At 52.6% G+C, this 17,021-nt stretch carries 15 protein-coding genes and 3 tRNA genes; 10 read left to right on the top strand and 8 right to left on the bottom strand.

Translation table 11 applies throughout. The features are described from left to right. The first annotated feature begins 189 nt into the window (after positions 1–189). Together ACUTQW_RS00450 and ACUTQW_RS00445 are read left to right on the top strand one after the other, a co-directional pair. Entirely contained in the window at positions 190–501 is a 312-nt protein-coding gene (locus ACUTQW_RS00450; RefSeq protein WP_172458743.1) for a hypothetical protein, read from the top strand. Positions 502–718: 217 nt separating this feature from the next. After that, positions 719–1,150 (top strand): hypothetical protein, encoded by a 432-nt coding sequence (locus ACUTQW_RS00445; protein WP_006324620.1) that lies wholly within the window; start codon positions 719–721, stop codon positions 1,148–1,150. Between the two features lie 15 nt (positions 1,151–1,165). On the opposite strand, the gene ACUTQW_RS00440 is transcribed toward ACUTQW_RS00445, so the two are convergent. Together ACUTQW_RS00440 and ACUTQW_RS00435 are read right to left on the bottom strand one after the other, a co-directional pair. Next, positions 1,166–1,507: a GlpM family protein gene (locus tag ACUTQW_RS00440; protein WP_006324621.1), complete on the bottom strand. Its 342-nt coding sequence runs from the start codon at positions 1,505–1,507 to the stop codon at positions 1,166–1,168. A 116-nt stretch (positions 1,508–1,623) separates the two neighbouring features. After that, positions 1,624–1,848: a DUF2594 family protein gene (locus tag ACUTQW_RS00435; protein ID WP_004942939.1), complete on the bottom strand. Its 225-nt coding sequence runs from the start codon at positions 1,846–1,848 to the stop codon at positions 1,624–1,626. Positions 1,849–2,626: 778 nt separating this feature from the next. On the opposite strand from ACUTQW_RS00435, the gene uvrY reads away from it, so the two are divergent. The 6 genes from uvrY to ACUTQW_RS00405 all read left to right on the top strand — a co-directional run bounded on the left by uvrY (position 2,627) and on the right by ACUTQW_RS00405 (position 6,162). Next, positions 2,627–3,283, top strand: a complete 657-nt coding sequence (uvrY, locus tag ACUTQW_RS00430) for a UvrY/SirA/GacA family response regulator transcription factor (protein WP_004942941.1) — start codon at positions 2,627–2,629, stop codon at positions 3,281–3,283. Continuing rightward, entirely contained in the window at positions 3,276–5,108 is a 1,833-nt protein-coding gene (gene uvrC / locus ACUTQW_RS00425) for an excinuclease ABC subunit UvrC (protein WP_006324623.1), read from the top strand. The genes uvrY and uvrC overlap by 8 nt, the downstream gene beginning before the upstream one ends. 58 nt (positions 5,109–5,166) lie before the next feature. Beyond that, a complete protein-coding gene (pgsA, locus tag ACUTQW_RS00420) occupies positions 5,167–5,715 on the top strand; it encodes a CDP-diacylglycerol--glycerol-3-phosphate 3-phosphatidyltransferase (protein WP_004942945.1) in 549 nt (182 codons plus the stop codon). Positions 5,716–5,860: 145 nt separating this feature from the next. Next, positions 5,861–5,936: transfer RNA gene (locus tag ACUTQW_RS00415), tRNA-Gly, on the top strand. A 56-nt stretch (positions 5,937–5,992) separates the two neighbouring features. Then, a tRNA-Cys gene (locus tag ACUTQW_RS00410) sits at positions 5,993–6,066 on the top strand. Between the two features lie 10 nt (positions 6,067–6,076). Continuing rightward, a tRNA-Leu gene (locus ACUTQW_RS00405) sits at positions 6,077–6,162 on the top strand. Between the two features lie 892 nt (positions 6,163–7,054). On the opposite strand, the gene ACUTQW_RS00400 is transcribed toward ACUTQW_RS00405, so the two are convergent. Further along, the gene (locus tag ACUTQW_RS00400) at positions 7,055–7,369 is read right to left on the bottom strand and encodes a hypothetical protein (protein WP_006324624.1); all 315 of its coding nucleotides are present in this window, start codon (positions 7,367–7,369) and stop codon (positions 7,055–7,057) included. A gap of 449 nt (positions 7,370–7,818) precedes the next feature. Between ACUTQW_RS00400 and eptB the strand changes: the two genes are divergently transcribed. Next, complete coding sequence (gene eptB, locus ACUTQW_RS00395; RefSeq protein WP_006324625.1) at positions 7,819–9,471, top strand: kdo(2)-lipid A phosphoethanolamine 7''-transferase; 1,653 nt, start codon at positions 7,819–7,821, stop codon at positions 9,469–9,471. A gap of 69 nt (positions 9,472–9,540) precedes the next feature. Here the strand turns inward: eptB and ACUTQW_RS00390 are convergent, their stop codons facing one another. Next, positions 9,541–9,675 (bottom strand): hypothetical protein, encoded by a 135-nt coding sequence (locus tag ACUTQW_RS00390; protein WP_006324626.1) that lies wholly within the window; start codon positions 9,673–9,675, stop codon positions 9,541–9,543. A gap of 125 nt (positions 9,676–9,800) precedes the next feature. On the opposite strand from ACUTQW_RS00390, the gene ACUTQW_RS00385 reads away from it, so the two are divergent. Beyond that, positions 9,801–10,358, top strand: coding sequence for a GNAT family N-acetyltransferase (locus tag ACUTQW_RS00385; protein ID WP_006324627.1), 558 nt, complete (start codon positions 9,801–9,803; stop codon positions 10,356–10,358). A 225-nt stretch (positions 10,359–10,583) separates the two neighbouring features. On the opposite strand, the gene proP is transcribed toward ACUTQW_RS00385, so the two are convergent. The 4 genes from proP to ACUTQW_RS00365 all read right to left on the bottom strand — a co-directional run bounded on the left by proP (position 10,584) and on the right by ACUTQW_RS00365 (position 16,993). After that, a complete protein-coding gene (gene proP, locus ACUTQW_RS00380) occupies positions 10,584–12,086 on the bottom strand; it encodes a glycine betaine/L-proline transporter ProP (RefSeq protein WP_004942953.1) in 1,503 nt (500 codons plus the stop codon). A 417-nt stretch (positions 12,087–12,503) separates the two neighbouring features. After that, positions 12,504–13,868 carry a TolC family protein gene (locus tag ACUTQW_RS00375; RefSeq protein WP_020438823.1) on the bottom strand — a complete coding sequence of 455 codons (1,365 nt, stop codon included), beginning with the start codon at positions 13,866–13,868 and terminating at the stop codon, positions 12,504–12,506. A 3-nt stretch (positions 13,869–13,871) separates the two neighbouring features. Then, the gene (locus tag ACUTQW_RS00370; protein ID WP_006324629.1) at positions 13,872–15,812 is read right to left on the bottom strand and encodes a MacB family efflux pump subunit; all 1,941 of its coding nucleotides are present in this window, start codon (positions 15,810–15,812) and stop codon (positions 13,872–13,874) included. Continuing rightward, positions 15,809–16,993, bottom strand: a complete 1,185-nt coding sequence (locus tag ACUTQW_RS00365) for an efflux RND transporter periplasmic adaptor subunit (protein WP_006324630.1) — start codon at positions 16,991–16,993, stop codon at positions 15,809–15,811. Before ACUTQW_RS00365 ends, ACUTQW_RS00370 begins: the two co-directional genes overlap by 4 nt. Positions 16,994–17,021: the final 28 nt, after the last annotated feature.

Here is a 17,021-nt window from a genome sequence, read left to right as displayed (position 1 = left end):
TGCGGTAGGGGTTGGGAAAAAAGGTCACTTGATTTGTGCAGGTTTATCCAACTTTTAAATCCATACAGAATTAAAACTATTATTCGAATGGCCAGTAATGCGATTGCAATTCACCTATAAATTTTTTAGATTCAGGAGCGATAAATGATTTTCATGATGATGAAGGCGTGAATAAGGGAGTCTTATTTGTTGAATAAACCTGAAATACCTAAAGATAACGATAATTTACCTTCATTATCAGTTGATTATGATCGATTTAGAAACCTCTCCGAGGTTGGTGATGCCTTTGGTTATGGCCGTACCCGTTTTTATCAGTGGTGTCGGGGGCGAGGTTTTCTTACTCTGATGAATGCACCTTCCCCAGAGATGATAAGCCGAGGATACATGCTGACTGGACTGTCGGAAACCGGCTACCCGCGAGTTTATGTCACAGAGGATGGATTTAACTATGTGGGTGGAATTTTTCAAGATGATATCAAGAAGCGTATGGTTAAATTCTAAATAGATTACAAAAATCCTTATCTATTTCAATATAATAACAAAGAATTTTCCTAGTGTGACGGAACGTCCTTTGATCATCATCGCGATAGGCAGCGAAAACTCGTTTGACGTCGGACTTCTCCCCAGCCCACTGGAAGTTATCCTATTTTTCTATTGATGGCGCGCTGCCGCCTATTCTCTTGCTACTATGAAGATTGGTTTTTTCTAGGAGCTCAGGATGAAGCATTACGCCGCGTTATTTATTACAACCTTACTGTTGTCTGGCTGCGCCACGCAGGCGGTTCCGCCGCAACAGGCTGAGTTGCCGCCGCCCAGCCGATTGATGCTTTATCAGAATGTGCCGCAAACGCCTTATGCCACGGTGGTGGTGGTGCGTGACAGCGGGATGCTGGCGGGGAGTTGCCGCACCGGGGTTTATATCAACGGGGAGTTTGCGGCATCGCTGGCGGCAAAAGAAAAGGCCGAGTTTCGAGTGCCGGTGGGGAATAACGAAGTTAGCATCGGGCAGGACATGATCGAAAATAGTCTGTGCATCTGGCGCGATACCAGCGGCCGGTTACCGATGACGCTGCGCGCCGGTGAGAGCCGTTACTTCCGTATTGCGGGCGATATGCAACGCGGTTTTGTGCTGCAGGCCGGTAAACCGTAATCAGGCGGGGCGCAGTCAGCGCCCTTGCCACCATCCCCACAGAGTGATCAATAGCCACGCTGCAGCAATCCAGCACAACACCGCCGCACCCAACGCCCAAGACAATCTCATGCTGTTGATAAACAAATACAACGAGATCAGATACACCAGATAGGGAAGAACCGCCCACATGCCGAAAATCAGCGTGGTTCGCAGCGCTTCGATCGAGCGTTCGCTACCGACAATGTAATGCGCAATCAGTGCAAAGGTGGGAAATAGCGGCACCAGGCCGGCAATATAGTAGCTGCGACTTTTGGCCAGCAGGCCGATTAAGACTACGACCAAAGCGCCGATCAACGCTTTAACGAGGATGCCCATAGGTTTCTCTGGCGTAAATAAAAATACACTGCCCGAAATAATGTGGGAGATCAATTGCTCATGAAAATCGTGAGGGAAACGGGCCTGCGGGAATGGCAGGCCGGATGGACGGCAGCTTACTGACGGTAAGCGTGCTTAATTTGTTGGATACTGTTTTTAAAGATTTCGGCCTGAGCCGGGTCTTCAATCTGTGCGATAAAGCGTTCCATTTTGATAATGACTTTCCCGGCATCCGCCTGGCCGATCGATTTCAGGATCAGCGTCAGCGTTGCTTTAAGACAGGCGACTTCTGTCGCCAGCGTTTCCGGGTTTGCAGACGTAGTGAAGTCAACGTTGCTCATTTTCTCTCCTGATTTTTGGGCCGTAGCCTGAAACAATATGCATTTTGATGCGCATCAGCACCGATTTCATTCACTCTGGCATGCAGATGCGTATTTATCTGGGCGCGGAGTATAGCATAGCATCCGATATCCATCTGCACAGATAGCGCTGGAACTGCGCCATTCAGTGGTTATCGGCGTGTTAACGCGGCGGTTATCGTTTGTGGGCTATAGCGCAGGCGTGCAGTGGATTAATCAATACCCCGGCATCCGTTCGGCAACGGGAAGAGGACAGAATAAGTGACAGTTATTTCGTTGGGGTTAATAAGTATTTACCCGGTATGTTATTATCAACTTATGAGGGCCATTCTAATTATCAACGTGGCTGCCTTGCTCTTTGGCACCTAATTTTCTGCTGAATAATTTTCTTTCGTGACGTTTTTTCCTGAGAAGCAGAACGGCAGTTATCGTCTCGTTTTATTTCAATGAATTACAACGCAATTGCATTCGTGTTAATATTATCTGTGTTGCTATTGCTTACATTGATTTTACCCGCGCTTTATGACTGGCGCGGTATCATAGGCAGGAATCACACCCACTAATATTTCCGCTATGGGGGGGCCGCAGAGAACGGCTTTATCGGGCTGGGCGGATGACTAAAATTCAAAAATCAGCGCCGTTTCGCAAAGTTAATCGGGAGTTAGTATTAATCTGTGTTCATTCTTGGCCGAAAAACAAGTAATATCTCAGGCTATAACAGAGGCTGATTGCGTTACTCCCTTTTTTTGGAGATTTTTCCTTGATTAGCGTTCTTCTTGTTGATGACCACGAACTGGTGCGCGCAGGGATACGACGCATTCTTGAAGATATCAAAGGTATAAAAGTTGTCGGGGAGGCCCAGTGCGGTGAAGACGCCGTGAAATGGTGCCGTGGCAATGCTGTAGATATCGTTCTTATGGATATGAATATGCCGGGCATTGGCGGGCTGGAAGCTACGCGCAAGATTGTACGTTATGCGCCCGACGTTAAAGTCATCATGTTGACTATTCATACTGAAAACCCATTGCCTGCCAAGGTGATGCAGGCAGGTGCCGCAGGCTACCTGAGTAAGGGGGCTGCGCCGCAGGATGTGGTTAACGCTATCCGGTCGGTGCAGGCAGGCCAGCGCTACATCGCATCGGACATTGCCCAGCAGATGGCATTGAGCCAACTGGAGCCGCAGACGGAAACCCCGTTCAGTTGCCTGTCTGAACGTGAACTGCAGATTATGCTGATGATCACCAAAGGCAAAAAGGTGAATGAGATCTCGGAACAACTGAACCTCAGTCCTAAAACGGTGAACAGCTACCGTTATCGTATGTTCAGTAAACTGAATATCAGCGGTGACGTCGAATTGACACACCTGGCTATCCGACACGGATTGTTCAATGCGGAGACGTTGTTAAGCAGTGAGTGACCGTTTTGATGCCAAAGCTTTTTTAAGCACCGTAACCAGCCAGCCCGGCGTCTACCGTATGTATGACGCCACTGGTACGGTTATCTACGTCGGTAAAGCCAAAGATCTGAAAAAACGCCTCGTCAGTTATTTCCGCCAGCAGGTGGGAAGCCGAAAAACCGAGGCGTTGGTTAAAAATATCGCACAAATAGATGTAACTGTTACGCACACCGAGACAGAAGCGCTATTACTGGAACATAACTACATAAAGTTATACCAGCCGCGATATAATGTTCTTTTGCGAGACGATAAATCTTATCCGCTGATCTTCCTTAGCGCAGACAGTCATCCGCGGTTGGCGGTTCATCGTGGTGCTAAACATGCCAAGGGTGAATACTTCGGCCCGTTTCCCAACTCTTATGCCGTGCGCGAGACATTAGCGCTGTTGCAGAAGCTATTCCCGATACGCCAGTGCGAGAACAGCGTGTACCGCAACCGCTCGCGCCCTTGCTTGCAGTATCAGATCGGGCGTTGCCTGGGGCCTTGCGTCGCCGGACTGGTGAGTGAGGAAGAATATCAACAGCAGGTAGACTATGTGCGCCTGTTCCTGTCAGGCAAGGATCAGCAGGTGTTGCATCAGTTGATCGAACGGATGGAAAATGCCAGTAAGGCATTGAATTTCGAAGATGCAGCGCGTATCCGCGATCAAATCCAGGCGGTGCGGCGTGTGACGGAGCGCCAGTTCGTTTCGGGCAATAGCGACGATCTGGACGTGATAGGCGTGGCGTTTGAAGCAGGCATGGCCTGCTTGCACGTATTGTTTATCCGCCAAGGCAAAGTGTTGGGCAGCCGCAGCTACTTCCCGAAGGTGCCGGGGGGGACCGAGATGAGTGAAGTGGTGCAGACCTTTGTCGGGCAGTTTTATTTACAGGGCAGCCAGGCTCGCACTCTGCCAGCGGAAATCCTGCTAGACTTCAATCTGCCCGAAAAAGACCTGTTGGCGGAGTCGCTCTCCGAGTTGGCTGGTCGCAAGATTCAAATCCAAAGCAAACCGCGTGGCGATCGTGCTCGTTACCTTAAACTTGCGCGTACCAACGCCGCGACCGCGTTGACAACCAAGCTTTCGCAACAGTCGACGATTCATCAGCGGTTGGCAGAACTGACGAAGATCCTGAATCTTTCCGAGATTAACCGCATGGAATGCTTTGACATCAGCCACACCATGGGTGAGCAGACCGTCGCTTCCTGCGTGGTTTTCGACGGCAACGGACCGCTGCGTTCGGAATATCGGCGCTATAATATCGCCGGCATTACGCCAGGGGATGACTATGCCGCCATGGCGCAAGTGCTGAAACGACGCTATGGTAAAGCTCTGGAAGAGAACAAAATTCCGGACGTTATTTTTATCGATGGCGGTAAGGGCCAGCTTGGCATGGCGATCGAGGTGTTCAACTCGCTGAACGTTACCTGGGATAAAAACAAACCTTTGTTGATTGGTATCGCCAAAGGCGCAGATCGCAAAGCCGGCCTGGAAACATTGTTCTTTGTACCGGAGGGTGAGGGGATTTCTCTGCCTTCGGATTCGCCGGCGCTGCATGTGATCCAGCATATCCGCGATGATTCGCATAACCATGCGATCACCGGGCACCGACAGAGAAGGGCAAAAGTTAGAAATACCAGCGCGTTGGAACTGATCGATGGCGTTGGGCCAAAACGGCGACAGGTGCTGTTGAAGTATATGGGTGGACTTCAACCATTATTGAACGCCAGCGTTGAGGAAATTGCAAAAGTGCCGGGTATTTCACAAGCATTGGCAGAAAAGATCTACAATGCATTGAAACACTGAGGGCAATGTAGCAACATACTCTTAATTCCCACTCCAGCCAGATAGTTACCGTAGCATTATGCAATTGAATATACCGACTTGGCTTACTCTGTTTCGCGTAGTTCTGATCCCATTCTTTGTTCTGGCATTTTACCTGCCGTTCACCTGGGCTCCGATGGTTTGCGCCGTCATCTTTGTATTTGCTGCCATAACCGACTGGTTTGATGGATTCCTGGCCCGTCGCTGGAAGCAAACTACCCGTTTCGGGGCGTTCCTCGACCCGGTAGCGGATAAAGTGATGGTGGCGGTGGCGCTGGTGCTGGTAGCCGAGCACTATCATACCTGGTGGATCACCTTGCCTGCGGCGACCATGATTGCCCGTGAAATTATCATCTCGTCGCTGCGTGAGTGGATGGCGGAGATCGGTAAACGCAGCAGCGTGGCGGTATCGTGGATTGGTAAAGTCAAAACCATGGCGCAAATGATGTCGCTGGTGGGGCTGCTGTGGCGCCCGGAACGTACCGTTGAGTATGCGTCCTTCGGCCTGTTGTACATCGCGGCGGTGCTGACTTTCTGGTCAATGTTCCAATATTTGAACGCGGCCCGGAAAGATTTGCTTGAACCCTGATCAAAGCGCTGCAAAAATCGTCAAACAAACGTAATGAGACAACAATTTTATTGACTCATTACGTCAGGTAAGTAGAATGCATCGCATCAGACGGCAGCGGTGAATCGCCGAAAGATAGCAAAAAAATCAGTAAGTTCTGATTGATGCGGGAATAGCTCAGTTGGTAGAGCACGACCTTGCCAAGGTCGGGGTCGCGAGTTCGAGTCTCGTTTCCCGCTCCAAATTAAACAAAGCTGGTGTTTCACGAGCTTTGGCCTGAAGAAGGCAGCAGAATTAAGGCGCGTTAACAAAGCGGTTATGTAGCGGATTGCAAATCCGTCTAGTCCGGTTCGACTCCGGAACGCGCCTCCAATTTTCCCGAGCCCGGGTGGTGAAATCGGTAGACACAAGGGATTTAAAATCCCTCGGCTTATGGCTGTGCGGGTTCAAGTCCCGCCCCGGGTACCAGGGAAAATAATTCCAGAATAATCAAAGCAATATGCAGTAATGTCGTGACCGCCGGAAGGCGGTTTTTTTGTGCCTGAAATTCTCTTTCCTAACATCGTTTTTATTCTATGCGTGGACGTTGAATAATTACTGCCCGCCGACCACAGGTACTATCTGGATGCTGTTCATACCTTGTTTCAACGTTAACGCTCCAGTTTCACTGATGGCCGCTCCCAATCGTCTAAGCTTATGAACATTCCAGACGACCGCTGGATTGCGCTTCGGCTCGAAACGCGGATGCCATCTGCAAGAGAACCGTAAGGCTAAATGCTGGGGGGGCACCTGCATTTTTCATAAAATCTGGCAGTTTTTTAAGACGGTTAGCGATAAGTGATATATAACCGGAGAGTAAAAAGAGAAGGAGCGTTGTATGAGAGGGGGATTATTTTTATTAATTATTGTAATGCTATCCGGGTGTTCAGGGTCTTTTGGATCGATATTGGGCGTTATTCCGCAAAGTTCCGATGTTTGTCCGCAGGGGAAAAATGCGATCTCCGGTGAATGCCGCTAGATAGCTAGTTGAAAAATTGAGCTCAATATCTTTCTTCGGCGCTGGCCCATAGCGTGTCGTCAGGTTGAATATCGGTCTGGCTAGCAACGCTGTCGACATGTGGCATCCGGGTATATCGCTTAACCTGACACCCGCTACGTCACGCAATATAAGACGATATCCGGCTATTTGAAGGCGTTCCGGTAGCCGGATATTGTTTTCCCCACAACTAAACCTTAGCCCCCATCAGCACCCTCCAGGCAACGGCACTTTATCTGCGTTTACATTGGCTACCGACATCGAAGTTAAAACAACCAGAATAGCGAAGAGGGTGTGCGGGTCCGATTTCTGCTGATATCCCGGCTAACGACCGTTAACCCCAATGACCTCGATGGCGGCTCTGTGCAACTTTTGGCAATATTCCTCGGGCTGTCTTTCGACCTCTTTGATCAAGTGGGCGAGAATGCTTTGCTTGGTGATGGGCCTGTTGGACAAGAGCACCTGGACTACGCTCTTGCCGACAAGGTTGTATATTTGTTCACGGTACAACTCGACGTCTTTATCGTCGAGACCGTAAAGAGAGTAATCAATCATAGTGTTTTTACCGCTGGTGAACTTTAAAGCGCCGCCCGAAGCGGGCTGAGAAGCCATTAAAAAATAAAATACTGCAAATTCCACTTAGGTACATGCCTTCGCGGTAAGTTAACGATAACGTAATAAGAATATTCCTATCAATAGGCGGCGGCAATCTAGATGGCTAATTAGGAATAACCTCATGTAACAGCTTGGGGATCTGAACTTGCTAAGATGAATTATGGGAAGGGGGTAGGGGGCTGATTAACATCAGGCTTTGCGCCAAAACTCTTGAGCGGCGGTTCCAAAGGTGGCAAGCACGCTGAGCATTCGCCAACCCTGGCCGCAGGCTAGCCCGGCTCGGTTTTTGATGGGCAATCCCCTTTACACACGGTTTGTTACAGTATAACAACGATAAATTTTCTCGCGGGAGCAACGTCGGCTCAAATTATCTGTCAGATTACCATTCAATAGCAGGATGAGCGCGTTGCCCTCAACTACAACCTGTGTCAGTAAGCAGTTATGAATTCACTTTGGCGAGAATGGTATCAATAATGCAGAAGTTCCGACGTTGGACCCAGTTGCAGGTCTCTTTCTTTATCGCGTTTTATCTCGGTGTATTGCTCAATATCCCCATATTTTATCGCCGTTATCAGCAACTCAATTACGACAATTTACTGTCGATCGGCATTGAGGTCGTCGCGGCCTTTAGTCTGGTGTGCTTTATCACTCTGCTAATCTCGTTTTTGGGGCGTCGACTGTTCCGCGTTCTGGCATCGTTTCTGGTTCTGAGCTCGGTGGCTGCCAGCTATTACATGGTGTTGTTCCACGTCGATATCGGCTACGGCATCCTGGCGGCGGTGATGACTACCGATGTTGATCTGTCGAAAGAGTCGGTTGGTTGGCATTTTGGCGTGTGGATGGTGCTGATAAGTTTGTTGCCGCTGCTGTTCATCTGGCTGGCGCCGATGCACGAAGCTGCACTGAAGCGCAGTAACTGGACTACGTTGTTTAAAAAGGGCGGTATCATGCTGGCTGCCGGGGTGTGCTGCTGGTTGCCGCTCACGCTGATGGGGCAGGTACAGGACCGCCACGATCGCGAAAATAATCAGCTGATGGCCAGCTATGGCGGCGTAGTCGCCGGTAGCTATTCACCGTCGAACTGGCTTTCGGCATTGGGGCTGCTGACCTACAGCTCTTACAGCCAGGCGGAAGACAGCCGTAATCTGTTCGATCCGGCTGCGCATTTTACCTATCAGCCGCCGAAAGACGTGAATGATCTCTATGTGGTGTTTGTGATTGGTGAAAGCGCCAGACGTGATCACATGGGCGTTTACGGCTACCAGCGCGACAACACGCCTTACCTTGATAAGGAAACCAACCTGGCGGTGTTACAGGGTTATTCCTGCGACACCTCGACCAAACTCTCTTTGCGTTGCATGTTCGTGCGGGAAGGGGGGGCTGCTGAAGAACCTGAGCGGACGCTGAAGGAAATGAACGTCTTTTCGGTGCTGAAAAAACAGGGCTTTTCCTCGGAGTTGTTTTCGATGCAAAGCGAAGCCTGGTTCTATAACAAAACTCAGGCGGACGATTATGCGCTGAGAGAAAGCATTCAGGCGGAAAAACGCAACGTCGGCAAACCGGTGAACGACATGGCGTTGATTGATGAGCTGCAGGATTCATTGGGCCGTCACCCGCAGGGCAAGCATTTGGTCATTCTGCATACCAAAGGTTCGCACTATATGTATACCGAACGCTATCCTCGCGCTTTCGCCCGTTACAAGCCGGAGTGCCAGGGCATTGATGACGCCTGCTCTACGGAGGAGATGATCAACTCTTACGACAACAGCTTGCTGTACACCGATTATTTCCTTGAGCAAGTGTTCAATCAGCTACGTAACCGTAATGCCATCGTGTTTTACGCTTCGGATCACGGAGAGTCGATCTCGGAAAATATGCATTTCCACGGCACCCCGCGCGATCACGCGCCGAAGGAACAGCGTACCGTTCCCATCATGGTCTGGGCATCCGACAAGTTCCTCAGCCAGCCCGACCACCAGGCAGCGTTTAATCAGTTGAAGGCGCTGCAACAGGCCAAAACGCCGGTGTTTCATGAGAAGCTGTTCGACAGCGTACTGGGCTGCATCGGCTACACCTCACCGGACGGCGGTATCGTGAAACCGCATAACTGGTGTCAGGTGAACTGAGCCAGTGGGAGAAATATTCAAACCGCCGCAAGGCGGTTTTTTTTGGAGAATTATGCGGTAGGGGGGGCGTTAGCGCTGGCTTTCAATCCAGTGGAATAAGCGTGAAAAGCGGGTGACGAGACCCCCGAGGTTAAACATCGTACCTATCCAGAGAGCGGTCATCAGCACCACTCCAATGATAATCAGCGCGTCCATTTTGCTCATTGGTTATATTCTTCAATGGGCTAAAGTTTTTTCAAGCTTAGGATCAATCGCTTCAGGGATAAAATATCGACGTAATAATGCCGGAGTTACCCAGGCTGCCGGTTGAATAAACATGGAGGATGACAATGAAAATCTTGAGCATGGCAGGAAATGACCTGCGTCTGAAGATCCTGACAGACAGCGATACTGAAATTGCTCATCTTTATTTTCGGGAGAACCAACAGCATCTTTTGCCGTGGGAGCCGAGCCGGCCAGATGACTTTTACAACGCTGAAGTTATTCAGCAGCGGCTTTGGCAAGCGGGGAAAGATGCAGAACAGGGGCGTGCCTATCAATTTGGTATCGTCAATGGCGCAGGCACCGAAATGCTGGGCGCCTGCAATTTTACCCAGGTTGCTCGCGGCCCATTCCAGGCCTGCCATCTGGGCTACTCGATCGCCGCCCGGCACGAAGGAAAAGGCATAATGACCCTGGCGCTAACCGCCGCCATCGGTCACCTGTTTGGTGAGTTGGGTCTGCACCGTATTATGGCGGCCTATATCCCGACGAACGGCCGCAGTGAAAAGCTGTTGCTGCGCCTCGGCTTCGAGAAAGAAGGCTATGCAAAGTCTTATCTGAAGATTGCCGGCCGCTGGCAGGATCACGTATTGACATCATTGATTAATCCACAGCACACAGAGTAACAAGCCGGTGGGAATGACGGCATTAGCGGCTGGCGCTGCGTCGACTCGGTCCCGTCGCTTTTGAATCCGGTATTAAGGTTTCTTGTCCGGGTTTGCTTTGACAAAGTCAGGGGGCATAAAAAAATCCGTAATCTGCAGTGAGATTACGGATTTTTACCGACCCATGGGATCGTTCAATCGATCATGTAGTGCCTAACCGAGCGGCATCAACCCCGAGGGAGGGCTTTAGTCCAGTTTCGGATGCTGGTCGACAAGCGTCTGCTTTTTCCTCTCCAGCTCGGCAATCTGCTCGTTGATATCCTCAACCTTCTGTTCGATGTTGTCGTAGGTTTCCTGCAACAGCTCTTTGGCTTCCGTACGGTCCGAGGCGGCCGGGGTAGCACCCCGTAGCGGTTTGTTGGCGGTTTCCTTCATATACAGTCCGGTGATCAGGCCAATCACCGCCACCACCATCAGGTAGTACGCCGGCATATACAGGTTACCGGTCGACTCGACCAACCAGGCGGCCACCGTCGGCGTAGCGCCGGCGACCAGAACCGAAATGTTGAACGAAATCGCCAGTGCGCTGTAACGAATATGCGTCGGGAACATCGCCGGCAGAGTAGAGGCCATCACGCCGGTGAAAGAGTTCAGCAACACGGCCAACACCAGCAGGCCGACAAAGATCAGGCCAATCACATTGCTGTTGATCAGGATAAAGCAGGGTATCGACAGCAACAGCAGCCCGATGCTGCCGCCAATGATAAACGGCTTGCGGCCAATGCGGTCGCTGGCCAGGCCGATCACCGGTTGCACAAACAGCATGCCGATCATGATGGCGATGATGATCAGTACGCCGTGATCTTCCGAGTAGTGCAGGTTATGCGACAGGTAGCTCGGCATGTAGGTCAGCAGCATATAGTAGGTTACGTTGGTGGAAATCACGATACCGACGCACACCAGCAGGCTTCGCCAATGCTTGGCCGCGATCTCTTTAAACGAGGTCTTCGGCGGGTTGCCGATGGCATCGCGGTCTTCTTTCTCCATCTTCTCCACGTGCTGCTGGAACGCCGGGGTTTCTTCCAGCGCATGACGCAGATACAGGCCGATCAGGCCCAGCGGTGCTGCGATAAAGAACGGAATACGCCAACCCCAGTCGAGGAAGTTGCTTTCGCCGACGATACTGGAGATCAGCACCACTACGCCTGCGCCGAGCACGAAGCCGGCAATAGAGCCGAAATCAAGCCAACTGCCCATAAAGCCGCGCTTTCTGTCGGGCGAGTATTCAGCGACGAAGATCGCCGCGCCCGAGTATTCGCCGCCCACCGAGAAGCCCTGCGCCAGTTTGGCCAGCAGCAGCAGCACCGGTGCCCAGATGCCGATCGAAGCATATGAAGGGATCAGGCCAATACAGAATGTGCTTACCGCCATGATGATAATGGTGATGGAAAGGACCTTCTGGCGGCCGAATTTATCACCCATCGCGCCAAAGAACAGGCCGCCTAACGGGCGCACCAGGAAGGGAACGGAAAACGTTGCCAGTGCGGCAATCATCTGCACGCCGGGGGTGGCGCCAGGGAAAAACACTTGCCCCAGGGCGTAGGCTACGAAGCCATAGACACCGAAGTCAAACCATTCCATCGCGTTGCCTAATGCCGCCGCGGTAATCGCTTTCTTCAGCTTGCTGTCGTCGATGATGGTGATGTCATTAATATGCATCGGCTTATGTCGTTTTTTTCTTAACTTCATATAATCATCCCTTAATCAATTTTAGTCGTACGTGAATTCGCAATCCTTGTTCACTTTCTTCTGCCCAGTTATCAGTGTGGCTAATATTATCTCTATGTGGAGAGATCCCAAGTCGCCTTTTTTTGTGATGCGAATCACGTAATGTGCCCGCTTTTAGCAGGAATATGTCATTTAGGTGACTAATTATTTTGCATCTATAGCTTAACGTTATATCTTGCGATGATCAAATTTAGCAGTTTTTCTTATGGTTTTTCACCAGAATAGTGCCAAAACAGGTTGATATTTGTGCATATCGATGGTTTTTTTATCGGGGGGAGGGGATCGCTAAAGTATAGGAGGAACCGGCAAGGATACGGGTAAAATTAATGCGTTTTGCTGCTGTGGAGCAAAGCCTGGCGTAAACGCCAGGCCGGTGAATTATTGGGGTGAGCCGCCGAACTCCAGGTAGATTTGCGCCAGGTTCTGGTACTGGTCAAAGCGGTTTTCATCCAGGGCCAGTTCTGCCAACCGACGGCGATTCTGCGCATCCAGCCAGAAGGTGATAGAGACGGCGCCTTGGCGATAGCGAATTTCATTCAACCGTTCAGATTTACGCGCCAGAGCCAAGGCCGTCTGTAAGTGTTGCTCCTGCGCCATCAACTGGGTACGCAACGATAAAGCATTGTCTACATCGGCCATGGCTTTATACAACGCCTGTTTGAACTCCAACACCCGCAGTTCGTAATCGCTACGGGCGATTTTGATGTCAACGTTCATCTGCCGCCACTCGAGGAAAGGCAGCGACAGCCCCGCGCCGGCCGACGCCATCGGATTGCGAAGAAACTCCAGCAGCGCGGTGCTGCTGGCGCCCAATGAACCGGTCAGGCTGAAGGCCGGATAATATTGGGTGCGTTTCACGTCAACGTTAGCCAACGCTTCGCGAAGCCGCAGCTCCTTGGCGTGGATATCCGGGCGATGGCGCAGCACGTTGACCGGGATACCGGCATTGATCTGCGGCAACCGGCCCATCGGCAACCTGGCGGGAGCAATCACCGCATTGCCCGGCGGCGCACCCAGCAGCAGCGTTTGTTCGTTCAACGCCAGTTGGCGCTCGCGCAGTTGCGCCAACTGGGTATTTTCCTGATTAATCAGGTTCTGTTCGGCATCCACCACGTCCAGTGAAGAGACGCTGCCCGCGCGGTAACGGGCATTAACCAGTCGCAAAGTCTGCCGGGCATAGGCGATGCTTTGCCGGTTGACGTCGATCCGCTGATTGATAAAGCCTACCCGCCAGTAATTCTTGCTGGTGCTGGCGAGCAAGGCCAAGCGAGCGCTTTGCAAATCTTGCTGCGTGGCCTGCCGGCTCCATTCTGCAGCGTCACGCTGACGCGCAAGCTTACCCCAAAGGTCGACTTCATAGCTGACGCCAAGGTTGGCGCTGCTGCTTTTATTCCAGGGTGAGGAATCAGAAAGAGCGGTGTTGGCACTGCTATTGAGCGTCGCGGTCACGCCCGGCGCGGTGCTGATGCCGACCCGTTGCGCCTCTAACTGAGCCCGATAAACCCGCAGTGCGGCGGCGGCCAAATCGTTATTGCCGGCCATGACCTGCTGTAACCAGCGGTCAAGTTGAGGATCGTGGAAGTCTCGCCAGTCAAAGGGAACCGGGCCTGCGGCATCGGCGCTCTCCTGCCAGTGGGCCGGGTAGTTAACCTGGGGTGTTTGATAATCGCTTTTCAATGCGTTGCCGCAGCCGGTGCTGAGCAGGGCTGCGAGGCATAACGCTATTGGTGTCAAAATTTTCATAAGTTACTCGCTGGCCAGTGAAATGACCGGATCCATCCGCGCCGCTTTACGGGCTGGGAGATAACCGAAGATCATGCCGATTAGGGTGGAACAGCAAAAGGCCACGGCGGCGGCCTGCCAGGAATAGATGGCTGTGAGCATTCCGCCCGCCAGCGCGGTAAACAGCGAACCGGCGGCGAACGACAACGCAATGCCCAACACGCCGCCGATCAGGCAAACCAGCACGGCTTCGATCATAAATTGCTGCATGATGTCACTGCGCCTGGCGCCCACCGCCATGCGCACGCCAATCTCGTGTGTTCGCTCGGTGACGGAAACCAGCATAATGTTCATTACGCCGAGGCTGCCGATGATCAGGGAGATCGAAGCCACCATCAGGATCAACAGGCTCAGGGTCATCGAAGCATGCTCGATCGATTTACGAAACTTGTCGCGGTTGAACAGCATAAAGTCTTTAACGCCATGGCGTTGGGTCAGCAATTGGCTGATGGCGCCGACGGCGGCTTCGTTATCGACGTCATCCTTCAATCGCACGCCGATGCTGCTTAGCGTCGGCTTGCCCACCATGCGGTACATCACCGTGGTATAGGGCATCCATACGCTGATGCGGTTCGGTGCGGAGTCCTGGTTGCTTTTGACTACGCCCACCACCCGGGCCGGCACTGCGCCGAGAAACACGATTTGGCCGAGCGGCGCTATGCCGAAATCGCCGAACAGCGAGTTGCGAGCATTCTCGTCAATGATCACTTCCTGCAATGCGCTGCGATCGTCACGGAAAGTCGTGCCCTGCAATAAGGTGAGGCCGTTAACGCGGAAATAGTCGCGCCCGACGCCGGTGATTGAGGCTGTCGCCGATTTGCTGCGAAAACGAATGGAGTCCGAGGCGCTGACTTCTGGGCTGACGCTGTCGACAAAGCTCTGGCTGGCCAGCGCATCGGCGTCTGCTGGCACCAGCGTGCGAATGCTGTCGATGGCGTCATCAAAGAAATCGCGGCCGGGGTAAATGCTGACGACATTGGTGCCGAGATCTTTGATGTTGGCCAACGTGCGCTGTTTGGCACCTTCGCCCAGAGCGACTACCGTTACTACCGCAGCGATGCCGAAAATGATGCCGGTCATGGTCAGGGCGGTGCGCAGACGGTGGGCATTCATCGCCTTCAGCGCCATTTGCAGCGATTCGCGGGTGCGATCGAGCAGGCTTTGCCAGTAGCCTTGCCTTACGCGGACGGCTGTTGGTTGAGTGACTGGCGCGGCGGGGGACTTGCAACCGCTGTCGGCGATGATCTCACCGTCCTGCAGTTCGATGATGCGCTGTGCGTGTTGGGCCACTTTCATATCGTGAGTGACGATGACCACGGTATGGCCGCGTTGGTTGAGCTCGTTGAGGATTGCCAGCACCTCTTGCCCGGATTTGGAATCCAGTGCGCCGGTCGGTTCATCCGCCAGAATGATTTCGCCGCCGTTGATTAAGGAGCGTGCGATGCTGACGCGCTGTTGCTGGCCGCCGGAGAGTTGGCCGGGTTTATGGTTTTCACGGCCTTCCAGCCCCAGGCGCGCCAGCAACTGCGCCGCTCGCAGGCGGCGTTGATCGCGCTTGTCGTTGGCGTAAATCGCCGGGATCTCGACATTGGCCAGCGCGCTGATGTCCGGCATTAAATGATAGCGTTGGAAGATAAAACCGATGTGTTCGCGGCGCAGCCTGGCCAGTTCGTCCGGTGACAAATGTGAGGCGTTCTGGCCGCCGATGTAATAGTCGCCCTGATCCGGCACGTCCAAACACCCCATGATGTTCATCAGCGTTGATTTGCCGGAGCCGGAGGCGCCTATGATGGCGACCAGTTCTCCCGCGGCGATCGTCAGGTTGATGTTTTTGAGCACCGTCAGCGGTTGGGCGCTGTTGGTATAGGTGCGGCTTATGCCTTTCAGCTCAATAATGTTGTTCACAGTAAGATGCCATCCCCGCCCGAATTGGCGCTTTCCTGCATCAGCACGACGGTTTCACCGGCCTTCAACCCGGAAAGGATCTGGATATCGACGTTGTTGGTAATACCTGTCTTTACCTCGCGCATTTCCAACCGATCATTAGCGGTCAGCACTTGCACTTGCTGTTTTTTATCTTCGGTTTTACGCACCGCCTGAATGGGGACCAGCAGCGTGTTTTTCGCTTCACCGAGCAGCAGTGAAACCTGTGCGGTCATGGCGATGCGCAGCCGGTTATCCGGGTTGGGCACGTCCAGCAGCGCGTTGTAATACACCGAGGCATTCGACGTCCCGGAACCGGAGGCAGAACTGTTGCCGGAGAGCGAGTCGTCTTTCATCACCGATTCCGGCGCCAGTTCGACGGTGCGCAAAGTGGCGTCATAACGCTTTTCCGGATCGGAGAAAATAGTGAAATAGGCTTTTTGCCCCTGGGAAACGCGGGTAATGTCGGCCTCGGAGATCTGCGCTTTGATGGTCATCAGGTCCAGCCGTGCCAGTTTGACTATGGTCGGCGCGCTCTGGTTGGCGTTAACCGTCTGGCCTTGTTGGGTAATTACCGCAATCACGATGCCGTCCATCGGTGCCAGAATGCGGGTGTAACTCAGATCGACCTTTTTCTTATCCACTTCAATCTGCGCCTGCACGATACGTGCATTCAGGGCAATCAGTTCTGCGCGGGTGGTGGTGAGCGTAGCTTCGGCGGCTTCAAAATCCTCGAGTGAACTGGCCTCATCGTTCAGCATGCGTTTTTGGCGTTTAAAGCGGGATTCGGCCTGCTTCAGCAGCGCCTGTTTGGCCTGCAAATCTGCCTTGGCGACGTTCAGCGCCGCTTCAGCGTTGCGCAGGTCATTGCGCTGCGGCAAATCATCGATGTCGGCAATCGGTTGGCCCTGAGCGACCCGGTCGCCCAGTTTGACCTTCAGGGATTTGACCTGGCCTGAAACCTGCGCGCCGACGTTCACTCGTTCAACCGCGTCCATTTTACCGGTTGCCAGTACGGCATTTTCTATATCGCCCACGCGAACCGGCGCGGTGACATGGTTTGCCCGTGGGGGGCGCTGCAAATAGCTTGTCAAAGCGATGAGCAAGACGGCGAGCAGAGTGCCGGCCGCGATAAACGCCAAGCGGCGTGAGGTGAATTTCATGCTGGTTTGCCTTAGTTTTCCCTAACAG

This window comes from Serratia sp. TSA_7, from assembly GCF_052692135.1.
Note: the sequence above shows the minus strand (reverse complement) of the source record. Positions and strands in the feature narration are given on the sequence as shown.

What these genes read in the sequence shown, in the direction of transcription:
- ACUTQW_RS00445 (WP_006324620.1), top strand. Translation starts at nt 719, where the DNA reads ATGAAGCATTACGCCGCGTTATTTATTACAACCTTACTGTTGTCTGGC.
- ACUTQW_RS00440 (WP_006324621.1), bottom strand. Translation starts at nt 1,507, where the DNA reads ATGGGCATCCTCGTTAAAGCGTTGATCGGCGCTTTGGTCGTAGTCTTA.
- ACUTQW_RS00435 (WP_004942939.1), bottom strand. Translation starts at nt 1,848, where the DNA reads ATGAGCAACGTTGACTTCACTACGTCTGCAAACCCGGAAACGCTGGCG.
- pgsA (WP_004942945.1), top strand. Translation starts at nt 5,167, where the DNA reads ATGCAATTGAATATACCGACTTGGCTTACTCTGTTTCGCGTAGTTCTG.
- eptB (WP_006324625.1), top strand. Translation starts at nt 7,819, where the DNA reads ATGCAGAAGTTCCGACGTTGGACCCAGTTGCAGGTCTCTTTCTTTATC.
- ACUTQW_RS00390 (WP_006324626.1), bottom strand. Translation starts at nt 9,675, where the DNA reads ATGAGCAAAATGGACGCGCTGATTATCATTGGAGTGGTGCTGATGACC.
- ACUTQW_RS00385 (WP_006324627.1), top strand. Translation starts at nt 9,801, where the DNA reads ATGAAAATCTTGAGCATGGCAGGAAATGACCTGCGTCTGAAGATCCTG.
- proP (WP_004942953.1), bottom strand. Translation starts at nt 12,086, where the DNA reads ATGAAGTTAAGAAAAAAACGACATAAGCCGATGCATATTAATGACATC.
- ACUTQW_RS00375 (WP_020438823.1), bottom strand. Translation starts at nt 13,868, where the DNA reads ATGAAAATTTTGACACCAATAGCGTTATGCCTCGCAGCCCTGCTCAGC.
- ACUTQW_RS00365 (WP_006324630.1), bottom strand. Translation starts at nt 16,993, where the DNA reads ATGAAATTCACCTCACGCCGCTTGGCGTTTATCGCGGCCGGCACTCTG.